The organism is Afipia clevelandensis ATCC 49720, assembly GCF_000336555.1.
Lineage (GTDB): Bacteria > Pseudomonadota > Alphaproteobacteria > Rhizobiales > Xanthobacteraceae > Afipia > Afipia clevelandensis.
On the sequence record NZ_KB375281.1, the window covers coordinates 438,507 to 455,321 of the forward strand.

Annotated in this window: 13 protein-coding genes; 6 read left to right on the forward strand and 7 right to left on the reverse strand. The window is 61.2% G+C overall.

The window, feature by feature from the left end:
- Positions 1-13: 13 nt before the first annotated feature.
- Together HMPREF9696_RS01890 and HMPREF9696_RS01895 are read left to right on the forward strand one after the other, a co-directional pair.
- Positions 14-2,557, forward strand: a complete 2,544-nt coding sequence (locus HMPREF9696_RS01890; RefSeq protein WP_002711249.1) for a putative Ig domain-containing protein — start codon at positions 14-16, stop codon at positions 2,555-2,557.
- A gap of 101 nt (positions 2,558-2,658) precedes the next feature.
- Positions 2,659-4,281: an ABC-F family ATP-binding cassette domain-containing protein gene (locus tag HMPREF9696_RS01895; protein WP_002711250.1), complete on the forward strand. Its 1,623-nt coding sequence runs from the start codon at positions 2,659-2,661 to the stop codon at positions 4,279-4,281.
- Between the two features lie 19 nt (positions 4,282-4,300).
- On the opposite strand, the gene HMPREF9696_RS01900 is transcribed toward HMPREF9696_RS01895, so the two are convergent.
- Positions 4,301-5,536: an MFS transporter gene (locus HMPREF9696_RS01900; protein ID WP_002711251.1), complete on the reverse strand. Its 1,236-nt coding sequence runs from the start codon at positions 5,534-5,536 to the stop codon at positions 4,301-4,303.
- Between the two features lie 274 nt (positions 5,537-5,810).
- Between HMPREF9696_RS01900 and dusA the strand changes: the two genes are divergently transcribed.
- Complete coding sequence (dusA, locus tag HMPREF9696_RS01905) at positions 5,811-6,803, forward strand: tRNA dihydrouridine(20/20a) synthase DusA (RefSeq protein ID WP_081602377.1); 993 nt, start codon at positions 5,811-5,813, stop codon at positions 6,801-6,803.
- Between the two features lie 6 nt (positions 6,804-6,809).
- Here the strand turns inward: dusA and HMPREF9696_RS01910 are convergent, their stop codons facing one another.
- The 4 genes from HMPREF9696_RS01910 to HMPREF9696_RS01925 all read right to left on the reverse strand — a co-directional run bounded on the left by HMPREF9696_RS01910 (position 6,810) and on the right by HMPREF9696_RS01925 (position 10,322).
- Positions 6,810-7,325 carry a TIGR02281 family clan AA aspartic protease gene (locus tag HMPREF9696_RS01910; protein WP_002711253.1) on the reverse strand — a complete coding sequence of 172 codons (516 nt, stop codon included), beginning with the start codon at positions 7,323-7,325 and terminating at the stop codon, positions 6,810-6,812.
- Between the two features lie 34 nt (positions 7,326-7,359).
- Positions 7,360-7,578, reverse strand: coding sequence for a DUF1289 domain-containing protein (locus HMPREF9696_RS01915; RefSeq protein WP_002711254.1), 219 nt, complete (start codon positions 7,576-7,578; stop codon positions 7,360-7,362).
- Positions 7,579-7,620: 42 nt separating this feature from the next.
- On the reverse strand, positions 7,621-9,216 hold the full coding sequence (locus HMPREF9696_RS01920) for a sensor histidine kinase (protein ID WP_002711255.1): 1,596 nt from the start codon (positions 9,214-9,216) through the stop codon (positions 7,621-7,623).
- Positions 9,217-9,452: 236 nt separating this feature from the next.
- Positions 9,453-10,322 carry an NAD(P)-dependent oxidoreductase gene (locus tag HMPREF9696_RS01925; RefSeq protein ID WP_002711256.1) on the reverse strand — a complete coding sequence of 290 codons (870 nt, stop codon included), beginning with the start codon at positions 10,320-10,322 and terminating at the stop codon, positions 9,453-9,455.
- Positions 10,323-10,490: 168 nt separating this feature from the next.
- On the opposite strand from HMPREF9696_RS01925, the gene apbC reads away from it, so the two are divergent.
- From apbC to HMPREF9696_RS01940, 3 genes are all read left to right on the forward strand, one after another.
- Positions 10,491-11,618 (forward strand): iron-sulfur cluster carrier protein ApbC, encoded by a 1,128-nt coding sequence (apbC, locus tag HMPREF9696_RS01930; RefSeq protein ID WP_002711257.1) that lies wholly within the window; start codon positions 10,491-10,493, stop codon positions 11,616-11,618.
- Positions 11,619-11,779: 161 nt separating this feature from the next.
- Positions 11,780-12,868 (forward strand): TRAP transporter substrate-binding protein, encoded by a 1,089-nt coding sequence (locus HMPREF9696_RS01935; protein WP_002711258.1) that lies wholly within the window; start codon positions 11,780-11,782, stop codon positions 12,866-12,868.
- A 172-nt stretch (positions 12,869-13,040) separates the two neighbouring features.
- Positions 13,041-14,129 (forward strand): TRAP transporter substrate-binding protein, encoded by a 1,089-nt coding sequence (locus HMPREF9696_RS01940; RefSeq protein ID WP_002711259.1) that lies wholly within the window; start codon positions 13,041-13,043, stop codon positions 14,127-14,129.
- Positions 14,130-14,201: 72 nt separating this feature from the next.
- On the opposite strand, the gene HMPREF9696_RS01945 is transcribed toward HMPREF9696_RS01940, so the two are convergent.
- Both HMPREF9696_RS01945 and HMPREF9696_RS01950 read right to left on the reverse strand, forming a co-directional pair.
- A complete protein-coding gene (locus HMPREF9696_RS01945) occupies positions 14,202-16,049 on the reverse strand; it encodes a TRAP transporter large permease (RefSeq protein WP_002711261.1) in 1,848 nt (615 codons plus the stop codon).
- Between the two features lie 43 nt (positions 16,050-16,092).
- Positions 16,093-16,689, reverse strand: coding sequence for a TRAP transporter small permease subunit (locus HMPREF9696_RS01950; RefSeq protein ID WP_002711262.1), 597 nt, complete (start codon positions 16,687-16,689; stop codon positions 16,093-16,095).
- Positions 16,690-16,815 lie beyond the last annotated feature (126 nt).

Genomic DNA, 16,815 nt, shown 5'->3' on the forward strand with positions numbered 1-16,815 from the left:
TGGAGTTATCGGCATGACCAGCGTCAGCGCTCAGGCTGTAAACGCGGATAGCTTTGTCTTTGCAGACAGCAGCGCGCCAGACGTTTCCGGCGCGGACGCCGTAGCCATTGTCAGTCCGGAATTACTGTTTTCCGGCCACTATGCCCGCAACGGCCTCGATCTTGTTCTTTCCTCGCAGGAAGAAGTCCTCGTCGTGCCAGGGTATTTCAAGGGCGAAACGCGCGGGGTGCTGATGTCGCCCGAAGGCGCGACCATCTCGGGCCGTATCGTCGAAGCCATGACTGCCCGAGTTCAGTATGCGCAGGCCGATCAGATCGCAGGCGCGGTTCCGGCCGTCGGCAATGTCGCCAAGATCAGCGGGATGGCCGTCGTTACGCGGAACGGCGTGCCCGTCGAGTTGAAGCAGGGCGACAGGCTGCTCAAGGGCGACGTTGTGCAGACCGGGGCCGAGACCACGCTCGGCATCAGTTTCGTCGACGGGACGGCGCTTGGCCTCGCGTCCAATGCGCGCATCGTTCTCGATGAGATGACTTACGATCCCAACGGATCGTCGAATTCATCGCTGATGAGTCTGATCCAGGGAACCATCACGCTGGTCGCCGGTCATACGGCGAAGTACGGCAACATGCGGGTCGAAACGCCGGTCGCCACCATGGGCATCCGGGGGACCGCCATTATGGTGGAAATCGCGGCGGACAACGGGCCGAGCAAATTTTCCGTGCTGAGGGAGCCGGATGGCAAGATCGGCGCGTTTCATCTTTACGACAAGGAAACCGGCGACCTTCTTAAAATCGTATCGCAGGCAGGACTTGTCACCGTCGTCACGCCTCTTGGCGTCGGCCAGCCGGTGTCGGCTGTCGATCAACTGAAGACGCTTGCCGAGGTTCAAGCCGAGAAGGGCCTTATTCAGCAGGTCTTTCAGATTTTCTATCCCAACTATCATCCGGATGCCGGTGGCGGTGACCGCACCGGGTCCAGCGTGAACCCGCTGGCGAACCCGGCGCGAGGTTTCGCCGCGCTGGGAAGCGACTCCGGTGTGCCCGCGCTGATGGCACTTGCTGCGGGCGCGACGCTCGCTCCGGCGGCCGCGGCAGCGCCCGAGACGATATTTTATCCGCAGGAAACGCCTGTAGTGCGGGCCGTTGCGGTGGCCAATGTGGTGGATGTTCAGGCCTCACAGGGACCGGTGGCGCGAAATTTCGCCATCAGCGATCAGGTCACGGTCACGCTCGACGGGCAGGTGATCGGAGAGTCAGCCGGACGTTACGTGCCGGGAACGGGTGCCTTGCGAGGAGTGGAAAGTACAGTGCCGGCGCCTCAGGGCGTCAATCTCGCGAGTCTCGTGCATGTCGATCCGGCAACCGGCGTCGTGACCTACGACGCAAGCCAGTTCGCGTTCCTCGGCGTGGGTGAGGCCGCGATCTATACCATCGGCTTCGAGAGCCAGCCCGGGTCGTCGGCGATTCCGGAAACACTCACGCTGACCATCAACGGTCTGAATGACAGCCCCACGGTCGAGCATGCCATTCCGGACCAGCGTGCCAAAGAGGGATGCCGGTTCGAGTATGTCATTCCGGCCTGTGTGTTTGCCGACCTCGACGCCAACGACACGCTGACGTATCGCGCGGTCCTGGCGAACGGCGATCCGCTTCCGAACTGGCTGACATTCGATCCCGCGACGATGATGTTTTCGGGAACGCCGCCGAAGGGCGAGGAATGCGTGATTCATATCAAGATCATCGCAACCGACGAGCATAACGCCACGGCGGTCGACCAATTCGACCTCGTGATCGCGGACAGTCATCCTCACCATCACCACCATCATGACCACTGGTTCGATGACGATGGTCATGGCTTTGCGTTCAGCCTGGATGATCAAGAAACCACCACCGTCACCGACAGCCATGTCACGGAAAAGGCGAACGTGATCGTCGCCGAAGATCATGACCGTCATTGGGACGCGCGAAAAACGGAGGTCTCTGATTGCGGAGACAGTTGTTCACGCGACCGGGATGTTTCGGGCGATGACCGCTGGTCGAGCTCGAAAACAGGCCGATCATCGTCCGGCGAACACGTTGTCGTGTCGAACAAGACCTATGACAGCGGTTCAAGCGATGTCCGAACGACAAGCTCCGTTCATGTATCCGCTTCGCCCGAATTCGATAGCGGGCGTTCCTCCGCGACTGATGTGCAAATGCTTCCGAGGGACTTGGTCGATTATTCAAGCCAGACCAGCACGTCGCATCACAGTCATGGTTTCTTCGCAAAAGGAGGCATGTCGTTCTCATGGAGCCATAGCTTCGAGCACCAGCACGATGGCTCTGGTGCCGAGAATTTCACCTTCCGCCTCGATATCGGAAATGCCTTGGTCAACCAGAGTCACAGCCACAGTTTCGATCTGACCCCGGTCGAAAAACCATGGTCTGGAAGCACCGTGGATGTTGCGGCTTTGGTCCACGCGATGACAGCTTTTGACGCCCATGACGGGCAGGGAACCACGAGAGTCAGTTCGTCCGTGGAGATTCACACCCACCAGAGCGACTTTCATCTGATTTGACAGGATTTACAGGGTCAAAGCGACTCTGAATGCCCTTCCGTTGACGCGAAACATGCCTTAAAGCACGGCCGAAACTCGATAGTTCCGGACGCTGCATACCCATGATTCGCCTCGACAATATCAGCAAGCAGAATGGCCATCAGATTCTCTTTATTGAAGCGTCCGCCGCGCTTCAGAAGGGCGAAAAGGTCGGATTGGTCGGCCCCAATGGAGCGGGCAAGACGACCCTGTTCCGAATGATCACTGGCCGTGAACTGCCAGACGAGGGGCAGGTGGCTGTCGATCGCGGCGTAACCATCGGCTATTTCAGCCAGGATGTCGGCGAGATGTCCGGCCGTAGCGCGGTGTCCGAAGTGATGGACGGTGCGGGGCCGGTGAGCGCGGTCGCGGCCGAACTGAAGGAACTGGAAGCGGCGATGGCCGATCCGGATCGCGCCGACGAGATGGACGCGATCATCGAGCAGTATGGCGAAGTGCAGCATCGGTTCGAGGAACTCGACGGCTATGCGCTTGAGGGCCGGGCGCGTGAGGTTCTTTCCGGTCTGAGCTTCAGTCAGGAGATGATGGAAGGTGACGTCGGCGCGCTGTCGGGCGGCTGGAAGATGCGCGTGGCGCTGGCCCGCATTCTTCTGATGCGGCCCGATGTGATGCTGCTCGACGAACCGAGCAACCATCTCGATCTTGAAAGCCTCATCTGGCTTGAGGAATTTCTGAAGGGCTATGAAGGCGTGCTGCTGATGACCTCGCATGACCGCGAGTTCATGAACCGTATCGTCACCAAAATCGTCGAGATCGACGGCGGCGGACTGACGACCTACTCCGGAAATTACGAGTTCTACGAGCAGCAGCGCGCGATCAGCGAGAAACAGCAGCAGGCGCAGTTTGAGCGCCAGCAGGCAATGCTCGCCAAGGAAATCAAGTTCATCGAGCGGTTCAAGGCGCGGGCGTCCCATGCGGCGCAGGTGCAGAGCCGCGTAAAGAAGCTGGACAAGATCGAGCGGGTCGAGCCGCCGAAGCGCCGCCAGACGGTCGCGTTCGATTTTCTGCCTGCGCCGCGCTCCGGCGAGGATGTTGTCAGCCTCAAGAATGTTCACAAGGGCTATGGGAGCCGCAGCATCTATGAGGGGCTGGATTTCCAGATCCGCCGTCGCGAGCGCTGGTGTGTGATGGGAATCAACGGCGCCGGAAAATCCACACTGTTGAAGCTGATCGCGGGATCGGCGGAGCCGGATGATGGCTCGGTCGCGCTGGGAAGCAGCGTGAAGATGGGATACTTCGCCCAGCACGCGATGGATCTGCTCGATGGCGAACGCACGGTGTTCGAGGAACTGGAATACTCATTTCCTCAGGCGGGGCAGGGCTCGCTGCGCGCGCTCGCCGGTTGCTTTGGCTTCTCCGGCGATGATGTGGAAAAGAGGTGCCGCGTGCTGTCGGGCGGCGAGAAGGCGCGGCTGGTGATGGCGAAGATGCTGTTCGATCCGCCGAATTTCCTGGTGCTCGATGAGCCGACCAACCACCTCGACATGGCGACCAAGGAAATGCTGATTACCGCGCTGTCGGAGTTTGAAGGCACCATGCTGTTCGTGTCGCATGACCGGCACTTTCTGGCCGCGCTGTCGAACCGGGTGCTCGAGCTGACGCCGGACGGCATCCATCAGTATGGCGGCGGCTATACGGAGTATGTGGCGCGGACCGGCCACGAAGCTCCGGGCTTGCGGAGCTGATTGCGGATCTCGCTGATGACTACTGCGTTCGCAGCGCCAGTGGCGGCTCGGGCGGACGCAGCAGCGCAAAGGCGATCTGAACGATGCCGGCGGTCAGGCCGATGCTGACGCCCGCCTGCCATGCCAGCGTGTATGAGCCGAGCGAGTCATAGATCAGGCCGCCCCCGAGCGCGCCGAGGAAGCTGCCAAGCTGATGGCTCATGAAGGCGAGGCCGGCGATCATCGCCTGCCACTTCAAGCCGAACATCTCGACGATCGCACCCGCAACCAGCGGTCCGACGCCAAGCCACAGAAAGCCCATCAATGCGGCGAAGATCAGCGTGGTCGTAGGCGTCGGCGCCTGCATGAAGTACCACGCGAGGATGAGCGAGCGCGAGAAGTAGATTCCACCCAGCAGCGCGAGCTTGTTCCACCTGCCGCCGGCCCAGCCGAAGAACAGGCTTCCGATCACATTGAAGCCACCGATGACGCCGAGCGTTTGCGCGCTCAACATCGGATCCATGCCGCAGATGGCGAGATAGGTCGGCAGATGCGTCGTGAGAAAGACGAGCTGCATGCCGCAGACGAAATACGCCATCGTCATTACGATAAAGGATGGATTTCCAAGCGCGCGACCGATCACGGCTTTCGCGGGAACGCTGTCAATATCCATGGAAGGCGCCGGCGGAAGCGGGAGCCTGTCCACCTTTCCCGCGAACCATGTCGCAGGGATCAGCGCCAGCGATAACACGATGAATCCGACGATGCCGAAGCGCCAGCCATACCCCTGATTGAGCGCCTGACCGAGCGGCGCTGCGATCAGCGCGCCGAGCGAACCTGCGGCCGATACAATGCCGAGCACCAGACTGCGCGAAGACGCTGGAACGGAGCGGGCCGCGACGGCCATGCTGACCGATGAAGCGATGCAGGATAGCGACGTCCCGATCAGCAGGCCCGCGCCGATCATGATGCTGAGAAAGCCCTGGGCGAGTGCCATGAGGATTAGGCCGGCGATGTAAAGTCCGGCACCGGTCAACACCACGGGCCGGAATCCGTAGCGCGCAGCACACGCACCGGCGATCGGTTGCGTAAATCCCCAGGCCAGATTCTGGATCGCGATGGCCACCGTGAACTGGGAGATCGAGATGGCGATGTCCTGCGTCAACGGCTGCATGAAGATGCCGAGACTTTGTCTGATGCCCATGCTGAGGGTCAGCATCAGGGACGCGCCGATCAAAATAGGAAAAGCCGGGCGAAGCGCTCGCAGCGACGTCATGAGATGGCGTTTCCCTTGTTGCTTTGCTTTTTTGGCGCATCCGGTTGACAGGTTGCCTCCCTGGATTGGGGCCGGAATATGATACTGTCAACTGGCGTCGGGAGCAGGGCAGACATCGTCTCGTGCGGCATGAGCTGGCTGCGCGCGTTTTGAAATCCTGGCCGCGTGGCGTACAACGCCGATCACCGGCATAGCTTGTCGTAACTCACTCAGAGCGGGTAATTTGCGGCAGCGTCGGCGGTGTCGCACGCTTTCTGGATCGCGGTATAAGCCATTGAAATATAGTCACATTTTCTCCGTCGCGCCGATGATGGACTGGACTGACCGGCATTGCCGCGTCTTCCATCGTCTGCTGTCGCGGCGGGCCCGGCTCTACACCGAGATGCTGACGACCGGCGCCGTGATCCATGGCGACCGTCAGCGATTGCTTGGCTTCGATGCGAGCGAGCATCCCGTCGCGCTTCAGCTCGGCGGCTCGAATCCGTGCGATCTCGCTGAAAGCGCGCGGATTGGCGAAGGCTTCGGTTACGACGAAATCAATCTCAATGTCGGCTGTCCGTCGGATCGCGTGAAGGACGGCCGTTTCGGCGCGTGCCTGATGGCCGAGCCGCGCCTCGTCGCGGACTGCGTGGCCGCGATGAAGCAGGCCGTCAAAATTCCGGTCACCGTGAAGTGTCGCATCGGTATCGACGATCAGGACCCGGAAGTGGCGCTGGATACGTTAGGCCGGGCCGTGATCGCCGCAGGCTCCGACGCGCTGGTGGTTCACGCGCGCAAGGCGTGGCTCAACGGCCTGTCGCCGAAAGAGAACCGCGATATCCCGCCGCTCGACTATGATCGCGTCTATCGGCTCAAGGCTGCATTGCCTCATGTCCCGATCATCATCAACGGCGGTATTCCGACCGTCGCGGCGGCGAAGGAGCATCTGGCGCATGTCGATGGCGTGATGCTGGGGCGCGCGGCCTATCACGAGCCGTGGCGTCTGCTTAGTGTCGATCCCGAATTGTTTGGCGAGCCGTCGCCGCACGCGACCATGCACGAGGCCATCGAAGCGCTGATGCCTTACATCGAGCGCCAGCTTGCCGCCGGCGCGCGGCTGCATTCGATCACGCGGCATCTGGTCGGCGCGTTTCACGGTGTGCCGGGGGCGCGCGCGTTCCGCCGCCATCTCGCCGAGAATTGCGTCAAGGCGGGAGCAGGAACGGAATCGTTGCGTGCGGCGCTCGATCTCGTTGATCCGCTCACCTCAGCGTCGATCGCCGCCTGATCGCGTTTACGGATAGCCGCGCAGCATCAGCTTGTCGGGACGGACTTCCCAGCTCTCCAGCCGGTTGAGGAAGCTCATGCCGAGCAGGTTGGATTTCATCTGGCCGCGCGGCACCACAAGCGCGGGCACCGAGCGCTCCACCAGCTTGCCGACCGACAGCCGGTCCAGCGTCAGCCTGGCCGCGCGCACCCGTCCCCCGGCCGTTTCGACATCCACGCTGTAGTCGAGCAATTCCAGCGGCAGGCCCGCGGCCTTCGCGGTCTCATAGGTCAGCACCACGGAGGTCGCGCCGGTGTCGATCACCATCGGCGCGCTGACACCGTTGATTTTTGCCCGCAAGGAAAATTCGCCGCTGTCGCTGCGGGCGATTTCGACCGCACGCGCCGGTTTGGATTTCACGGCATGATCGGTGACGCGGATCAGCGCGCCCTTCACGCTGGCGAATGCAACCGGATTGGACATCGACAGCAGAATGGCGACAGCCGACACCACGAGGGCAACGATCATGAACCCGCGGATCATGCGGCACCTGTCGTATGGGCAGATATCGGTGACGTCAGGAGCGCGCGCGCGGCGCGGGGATCGGCAGACCGGCGTCCAGCATGCGCTGATGCAGCGTCGCCATCACCGCCAGGCGCTCGCTGTTGTCCATCTTGTGCCAGCGTGCGATTTCGGGAAGCGAGCGTCCGCAACCTAGACAGAGCTTGGCCTTCGGGTCGATAAAGCACACCGCGATGCAGGGCGTCTCTTGCTTCGATATCGTATCTTGAGTCATGGGCGGTAGTGATCGTCATTTTTATCGCTCGCGCAAGATGCTCTAGATGCCGGTTCCCGCATTCATGATCGGCTTGAAGCGGGGCCGGCTCTTGTCGCCGGTTATTCCTTCCGGCGGGCGATCCGGTTGCAACGGCGGGGAATCGTCCCGCATCGGGGCGAGGGCAGTCATCACGCGCTCGGGCGGATAGGTGACGATGACTTCGGTGCCGACGCGCAGGGTCGATTTGAGCGTGAATGTGCCGCCATGCATGTCGATCAGGCTCTTGGCGATCGGAAGGCCGAGGCCCGCGCCCTGTTCGGCGGACTTGATCGAGTTCGATCCCTGACCGAACGAGGCCAGCACCACCGGGATTTCATCCTCGGCGATGCCGGAGCCTGTGTCCTTGACGCTGAGATATTGCCCGCCGGATGCCGTCCAGCCGACCTTGAGCCAGATTTCGCCGCCGGGTGGCGTGAACTTGATCGAGTTCGACAGCAGATTGAGCACCACCTGCCGCGTGGCGCGCTCGTCGCCCCACAGCTTCGGCATGTCCTGCTCGAACACTTCGTGGATGGTGATGCCGCGGCTGGAGGCGCGCAGCTTCAGCAGGTGATGGCAGTCCGCCACGATATGAACCAGCGAGATGGGTTCCTCGTTCAGTTCGTAACGTCCGGCCTCGATGCGCGACAGATCGAGAATTTCGTTGATGAGGTTCAGCAGGTGTACGCCGGAATTGTGAATGTCCGACGAGTAGTCCTTATAAACCTCGACGGCGTGGGGGCCGAAAATTTCGCTCTTCATCACTTCGGAAAATCCGAGAATGGCGTTGAGCGGTGTCCGCAGTTCGTGACTCATCTGCGCGAGGAAGCGCGACTTCGAGACGTTGGCGGATTCCGCGCGATGGCGTGCTTCGTCCGAGATCGCCTTGGCCTGCTCGAGTTCGCCGATCAATGCGTCCTTTTCCGCGCGTGCCTCCAGCGTCGCGAGCGTCGTGGAATGGAGGCGGTGCGCGAGCAGGGCAAAGTAGCCTTCCGCGGTGATGGCAAGCGCGGCCAGGATGTAATCGTCAAACGTGCCGCGGAGAATGAAGTTGAGCGCAATCGCCGCCGAGACCGGCACCGTTGCCGCGAAAGCGGCGATCGGCAGGCTCGCCGCCAGCATGCTGGACACCGCGATGACCAGCAGCATCACGAACAGCATCAGCGTGTTGGAGACGACGTCGATGCCCGATGGATGAACCAGAACGACCGTCCACGCCAATCCGTAGAGCAGATCCAGCCCGACGAAGCGCAGCCGCCATTTGCGCGTCGTGGCCGGTGTTGAAGACGTGATCGCAAGAAACTTGGAGCAGAACCGGATGACCACGCCATGGATGGTCAGAATGACGGCTGTCCAGACAATGGCTGCGAGTGGCGGAATCCAGAAACTCGTCAGAATGCCGGTAGAGACCACCAGCAGCACGACCACAAGCGAGGCCGAGATGCGCGTTTGCGCGTACTGTCGCAGCAGTTCGTGATCGAAGGCCGGCCGCGTTCCGCTGGTCGAGGTCAGCCGATCGCGCGCTTCGCGCACGCGCTGCGAGGCCGCCCGGCGATTCCGCGCCGGCATTTCCGCCGATGGCGCGGAAAGCTCCTTCTTGTCGGCGGTTTCACTCATATTTACGCGACAAATCCCGAACAAATGCGAATGGCGCGCCTGAACGCGCGCAAGTTTCTGCCCGCTATTTTTGGCGCTAAATCATTAAGAGCTGGCTTAAAGGTCAATTTAATCGGGTTAAGAAAGTATGAATCGGGGTAGCCCTGTACAGCGCTGTCCACATCTGACGCAGCCGCAAACAAAAAGGCGGCACGGAATACCCGCACCGCCTTCGGACCCGTCCTGATGGGATGAATTTAGCGCTGCAGCCGTGCCAGCAGACTGGATGTATCCCAGCGCTTGCCGCCCATCTTTTCGACTTCTGAATAGAAGTTGTCGACCAGCGCGGTCACCGGCAGGCTCGCGCCGTTGCGCCGGGCTTCCGCCAGACAGATCGACAGGTCCTTGCGCATCCATTCGACGGCAAATCCGAAATCGAACTTGCCTTCGTTCATGGTCTTGTAGCGGTTCTCCATCTGCCAGGACTGCGCCGCGCCTTTCGAGATGGTGTCGATCACCGCTTCGACATCCAGTCCGGCGCGCTTGGCGAAGTGGATGCCCTCCGACAGGCCCTCGACAAGACCGGCGATACAAATCTGGTTGACCATCTTGGTGAGCTGGCCCGAACCCGCAGGGCCGAGCAGTTTGCACATCCGTGCATAGGACGCGATCACGGGCTCCGCTTTCTTGTAGGCGGCTTCATCGCCGCCGCACATCACGGTGAGCACCCCGTTCTCGGCGCCGGCCTGACCGCCCGAGACCGGTGCGTCGATGAACTGAAAACCGCGCTTGCCGGCGTCCGCGTCGAGCTGCCGCGCGACTTCTGCCGACGCGGTGGTGTGATCGACAAAAATCGCGCCGGACTTCATGGCGGCGAATGCGCCGTCAGCGCCGATGGTCACGGCGCGCAGGTCGTCGTCGTTGCCGACGCAGGCCATCACGAAATCCTGACCTTCAGCGGCTGCCTTCGGCGTCGCAGCGGCGCGGCCGCCGAACTTCTCGGCCCATGCCTTGGATTTGGCGGCGGTGCGATTGTAGACGGTGACTTCGTGGCCGCCCTTGGTGGCCAGATGTCCCGCCATCGGGAAACCCATGACGCCGAGGCCGAGAAATGCGACTTTTGCCATGTCTTGCTCTTCTGATTGGTGGAGAGTTTGGCCGGATTTCCGGCAGGTGGGATGGCAACAGCTATGCGAAGGAGGGATCGCCTTGCAAGGCCGTTGACGGGGTATGTGGCGCGCGTATGAAGGCCTCGCAGGCGGCGGCCCCCGGATCCGCATGCCGGGAGATATGTTGTGGCAGTCGATAAAACGCAGGTTCTTGCCGCCCTTCGCGCGATCTCATCGCCGCGCGGCGTTCCGCTCACCGAGGCGAAGGTGCTGTCCGAAATCACCGCCTCGGATGGCAAGGTGTTTTTTTCGATCAACGTCGACGCGGCCGAGGCGAGGACCTGGGAAGATATCCGTGCCCGGGCAGAGGCGGCGGTGCGGGCGATACCGGGTGTGACGACCGCGATGGTGGCGCTGACAGCCGAGCGCAAGCCCGGCGCGGCCCCGGCGGCGCATCAGCACTCTCACGGTGTGAAGCCAGTGGCCCAACACAGGCCTCACGGCGGCCCTGCGGATTCTCCGATGGGCCAGCAGGCGGCCATTCCGGGGATCGGCTCCATTATCGCGGTGGCATCCGGCAAGGGTGGCGTCGGCAAATCCACCACGGCGCTCAATCTGGCGCTCGCGCTGCGCGATCTCGGTCTTCGCGTGGGCCTGCTGGATGCGGACATTTACGGGCCGTCGGTCCCGCGCCTGACCGGTGTCCGCGAGAAGCCGACCGTCAATGACGCCAGGAAAATGATTCCGATCAAGCGGTTCGGCATGCCGCTGATGTCCATCGGATTTCTGGTCGAAGAACAGACCGCGATGGTCTGGCGCGGGCCGATGGTGATGTCGGCGATCCGGCAGATGCTGTGGGACGTCGCATGGGGCGAGCTGGACGTTCTGGTGGTGGACATGCCGCCGGGGACGGGGGACGCGCAATTGACGCTGGCCCAGCAGGTGCCGCTGAGAGGGGCTGTCATCGTGTCCACGCCTCAGGATCTGGCTCTGATTGATGCCCGGCGCGGGATCGCCATGTTCGAGAAGGTCAACGTGCCGACCCTCGGCATCATCGAGAACATGAGCTATTTCCAGTGCCCCGAATGCGGGACGCGCTCCGACATTTTCGGACATGGCGGCGCCCGGCATGAGGCTGAACGGCAGAAGGTGCCGTTTCTGGGCGAAATACCGCTCCACATGGCGATTCGCACGTCATCGGATGCCGGTACCCCGGTGGTCGAGAGCGAACCGGACGGCGTCCATGCCGGGATTTACCGGTCCATCGCTGCCGATATCAAAAAGCAACTCGCTGGCGTTTCAGCCTCCGCCTAGACCCTTCGCAGGCTGGTCGAGTATCAATCCAACACCCTATTCGACTTTGGTTTAATAGGCTTGGGAAGCCGCGTTACGGATTTTCCGCGGAACGACTTCCGTGCTAGAGACCGCCCCCAGAGGGATTTCAAAAAGAAACGCCCCCCACAAGGAGATGCCGCATGAAGCGTCGTGATTTTCTGAAAGTAACCGCAGCCGGAGCAGCCGCAACCGCCGTTGCCTCGCCGGCTATTGCCCAGTCGTCGCCCGAGGTGAAGTGGCGCCTGACCTCCAGCTTCCCGAAGTCGCTGGATACCATCTATGGCGGTGCCGAGCAGCTCTCGAAGTACGTCGCCGAAATGACCGACAACAAATTCCAGATTCAGGTGTTCGCCGCCGGTGAAGTCGTTCCCGGCCTGCAGGCGCTGGACGCGACCTCGAACGGCACGGTCGAAATGTGCCACACCGTTTCTTACTACTACGTCGGCAAGGACCCGACCTTCGCGGTGTTCGCGTCGGTGCCGTTCGGCCTCAACACCCGCATGCAGAATTCGTGGCTCGAACAGGGCGGCGGTAACGAGATCGCCAACGATTTCTACAAGAAGCATGGCGTGGTCGGCATGGCTTGCGGCAACACCGGCACCCAGATGGGCGGCTGGTTCCGTAAGGAGATCAAGACCGTCGCCGATCTTCAGGGCCTGAAGATGCGCATCGGCGGTATCGCTGGTCAGGTTCTGGCCAAGGTCGGCGTTGTGCCGCAGCAGCTCGCCGGCGGCGATATCTATCCGTCTCTGGAAAAGGGCACCATCGACGCTGCCGAGTGGGTCGGTCCGTACGACGACGAGAAGCTTGGCTTCAACAAGGTCGCGAAGTTCTACTACTATCCGGGCTTCTGGGAAGGCGGCCCGACGGTTCACGCATTCGCCAACCTCGAGAAGTTCAACGCTCTGCCGAAGAACTATCAGGCGATCCTGACCAACGCAGCGGCTCACACCAATGCCTGGATGCCTGCACGTTACGACATGCAGAACCCCGGCGCCCTGAAGCGCCTCGTGGCAAGCGGCACCCAGCTTCGTCCGTTCACCAACGAAGTGCTCGATGCTTGCCTCAAGGCGACCAACGAGCTGTGGGCCGAAATCTCCGCCAAGAACGCCGACTTCAAGAAGGCGATCGACGCGATGCAGGCCTATCGTTCGGATCAATACCTGTGGTGGCAGGTTGCCGAATACACCAACGACAGCTTCATGATCCGCTCGCGCACCCGCGGCTGATCAAATCAAGCCACATCTGACCGGGCCCGGCCTCCGCAAGGAGGCCGGGCTTTTCTTTTGCAGTGCGGTCAGGGAAATCGTCATGGATATTGGGAACAAGTTGTTCCATGCTCCCGCTCCAAAGCCCCGAAAAGAGGGTGAAAACGCACAAATCACATTCAGGGAGTTATTCATGAAACGTCGCGAGTTTATCAAGATTGCGGGTATCGGCGCAGCCGGCGCCGCGGTTGCTTCACCCGCCATCGCCCAGTCGATGCCCGAAATCAAATGGCGCCTGACATCCAGTTTTCCAAAATCTCTCGATACGATTTACGGCGCCGCTGAGGTGTTCTCAAAAGCCGTCGCCGAAGCCACCGACAACAGGTTTCAGATTCAGGTCTTTGCCGCCGGCGAAATCGTCCCCGGTCTTCAGGCGCTGGATGCAGCGTCGAATGGCACCGTGGAAATGGCTCACACAGCCACGTACTATTACATCGGCAAGGACCCGACATTTGCGATCGGAACGGCTGTGCCGTTCGGATTGAACAGCCGCATGCAGACCGCATGGCTGCAGGTGGGCGGTGGCGCCGAGCTCTTCAACGAGTTTCTGAAACCTCACAACGTCGTAGGGCTTCTGGCCGGCAATACCGGCTGTCAGATGGGTGGCTGGTACCGCAAGGAGCTGAAGGATCCAAAGGATCTCAGCGGCCTGAAAATGCGCATCGGCGGATTCGCCGGCCAGGTGCTCACCAAGCTCGGCGTCGTCCCGCAGCAGGTGGCCGGTGGCGACATCTATCCGTCTCTGGAAAAGGGCACCATCGACGCCGCCGAGTGGGTCGGTCCGTACGACGACGAGAAGCTCGGCTTCCAGAAGGTTGCGAAGTACTACTATTATCCAGGCTGGTGGGAAGGCGGCCCTTCGCTGCACAACCTCGTCAACCTGGCGAAATGGGAAGCGCTGCCGGCGGGATACAAGTCGATCCTCAAGACGGCATCCTCGCTCGCCAACGAAACCATGCAGGCTCGCTACGATGCGTATAATCCGCCCGCTCTCAAGCGGCTGGTCGCCGGTGGTACGCAACTGCGTCCGTTCCCGTCGTCGATCATGGAGGCATCGCTGAAAGCCGCCAACGAGGTCTACAAGGAGACCTCGGCGAAGAACGCGAACTTCAAGAAGCTCTACGAAGCGATGGCGGCATTCCGCAATGATCAGTACACCTGGTGGCAGGTGGCGGAATACAGCTTCGACAGCTTCCAGATCCGGTCGCGCACGCGAACCTGATCGGGTCGCTTCGGCGGAAAAACAAAACCCGGCCTCGCAAAGGCCGGGTTTTTTGTGAGCCGCATTCGCCGCCTATTTGCTGCCGGCGGGCGGGCCGAAGTCGAGAGCCGGCATTTCCTGCTGCTGAATCTGGATGTCGACCTTGTTGGGGTCGATCGTCGAGACCGCGCCCTTGTAGTGCATGACCATGGCCGGGAAGGCGATGACGAGGCCGACCATGATCACCTGAATGATCACGAACGGCACCGATCCCCAATAGATTTGCCCCGTTGTCACCGGCTCCATGCGCTTGCCGCTGACGCGATCGGTATAGGCTTCCTTCGGCGCAACTGAGCGCAGGTAGAACAGCGCGAAACCGAACGGCGGATGCATGAATGACGTCTGCATGTTCACGCCGAGGATCACGCCGAACCAGATCAGGTCGATCCCGAGTTTCTCGGCTGCCGGACCGAGCAGCGGTATGACGATGAACGCCAGCTCGAAGAAGTCGAGGAAGAAGGCGAGAACGAACACGAAGGCGTTGACGAAGATCAGGAAGCCGGTCTGGCCGCCCGGCAGCGAGACCAGCAGTTCTTCAACCCAGCGGTGGCCATCGACGCCGTAGAAGGTGAGGGAGAAAACGCGCGCGCCGACCAGGATGAAGATCACGAAGGCGGAGAGCTTGGCGGTGGATTCGGCGCCCTGCCGCGTCAGGTCGAAATTCAGCCGGCGCTTCATCATCGCCAGAATCATCGCGCCTGCCGCGCCCATCGCGCCGCCTTCCGTCGGCGTCGCGACGCCGATGAAGATCGTGCCGAGAACAAGGAAGATCAGGCCGAGCGGCGGCACCATCACGAACACGACCTGTTCGGCCAGCTTCGACAGCAGCTTGAGGCCTGTGATGCGGTTGATGACCGCGAGCACGAAGGACATCGCCACGACAATCGACATGGTGAGGACGACATAGTCCGCGCCGGCTTTCACTTCGGTGAAGCGCATGATCTCAAGGGCGATCGCCGTTGCCCCGATCAGCACGATGAACAGCGACAGCGTCATGGTGCGGATGATGCCGATGAACGGCTTGAAGAACAGTCCGGTGAGAATCACGAACCAGAAGCCGTGAAGGACCAGCGGGTTTTCGGAAATCTTGTTGAAGACGGGTGACGTCCAGTCAAACAGACCCAGCTTCACCACGAAGAAATAGGCCGTTGCCGCAGCCGAAATTGCCGCCAGCGGCAGGATGACCGGATGCTTGGCGGTTTCGGGCTCGCGAAGGGTCTGCGCTTCGAGCGGAAGTCCGGGCGTTGCACTCGGAAAGAACGTCGCGACCAGGAAAATATAGGTAGCGTAGAGGATCGACAGGACGATGCCGGGGATAAAGGCGCCTTCGTACATGTCACCGACCGAGCGGCCGAGCTGGTCAGCCATGACGATCAGCACAAGCGAGGGCGGAATGATTTGCGCCAGTGTGCCGGATGCCGCGATCACGCCGGTAGCGACGCGGCGGTCATAGCCGTAACGCAGCATGATCGGCAGCGAGATCAGGCCCATCGAGATCACCGATGCGGCGACCACGCCGGTGGTCGCGGCAAGCAGCGCGCCCACGAAGACGACAGCATAGGCAATGCCGCCGCGGATGCTGCCGAACAGTTGCCCGATGGTTTCGAGCAGATCCTCCGCCATGCCTGATCGTTCAAGGATCAGCCCCATGAACGTGAAAAACGGGATCGCGAGCAGCGTCTCGTTGTTCATGACGCCGTAGACACGTTCGGGCAACGCCTGCAGGAAGTCCGGCCGGAACAGACCAAGTTCGATGCCGATGAAGGCGAACAGCAGGCCGTTGGCGGCGAGTGAAAACGCGACCGGATATCCCAGAAGCAGGAACATCACCAGCGACGCGAACATGATCGGCGCCATGTAGTGGATGAACATAGCTTCCATTAGGAATCTCTCTTGTTGGAAGTCACTGTGGCCGCCGGGACGATCATGGTTTTTCAGGCGTGATCGCTTGCGCGAGCTTGAGGGCCTCAAGCTCGGCAATCTCGTGCGCGCTCATGGCATGCGCGTTCGGATCGGGCAGGAGGCCCTTCATCACCGCGGCGCGTTTGATGATCTCGGAGACGCCCTGAACGAGCAGGAGCGTGAGACCGATCATGATCAGCGATTTGGCAGGCCATTGCGGAAGGCCGCCTGCGCTGAACGACTGTTCGTTCTGCTGATAGGAGACGATGAAGAAGGGGATCGACGTCCAGATCAGGATCACGCAGAACGGCACGAGAAACAGGATATGCCCGATCATGTCGATCCAGCTTCGGACCTTCAGGGGCAGGGTGTGGTTGATGATGTCGATCTTGATGTGCTCGCCGTTCAGCAGTGTCCAGGGCGAGCAGAGCAGGAATACAACGCTGAATAGAACCCATTGCAATTCAAGGTAGGCGTTCGACGAGACGTCGAACACCTTCCGGACGACCGCGTTGACCGCCGAAATCATCACGGCGAGCACGATCAGCCACGACACCCATCGACCGACGAACGTATTGAATGCGTCGATCGCGCGGCTCAATTTGAGAAGCGATTGCAAACCCCATCCTCCCGAATGTGCCCCTGCGTTACTTGGCTTTGCCGGGACCGGGAAGGTGGCGGCATGCCGGCTTTTCCAGCCGAAGGGCGCATAAAGCTCGCTGACAAAATCAGCGTGTCACGCCGC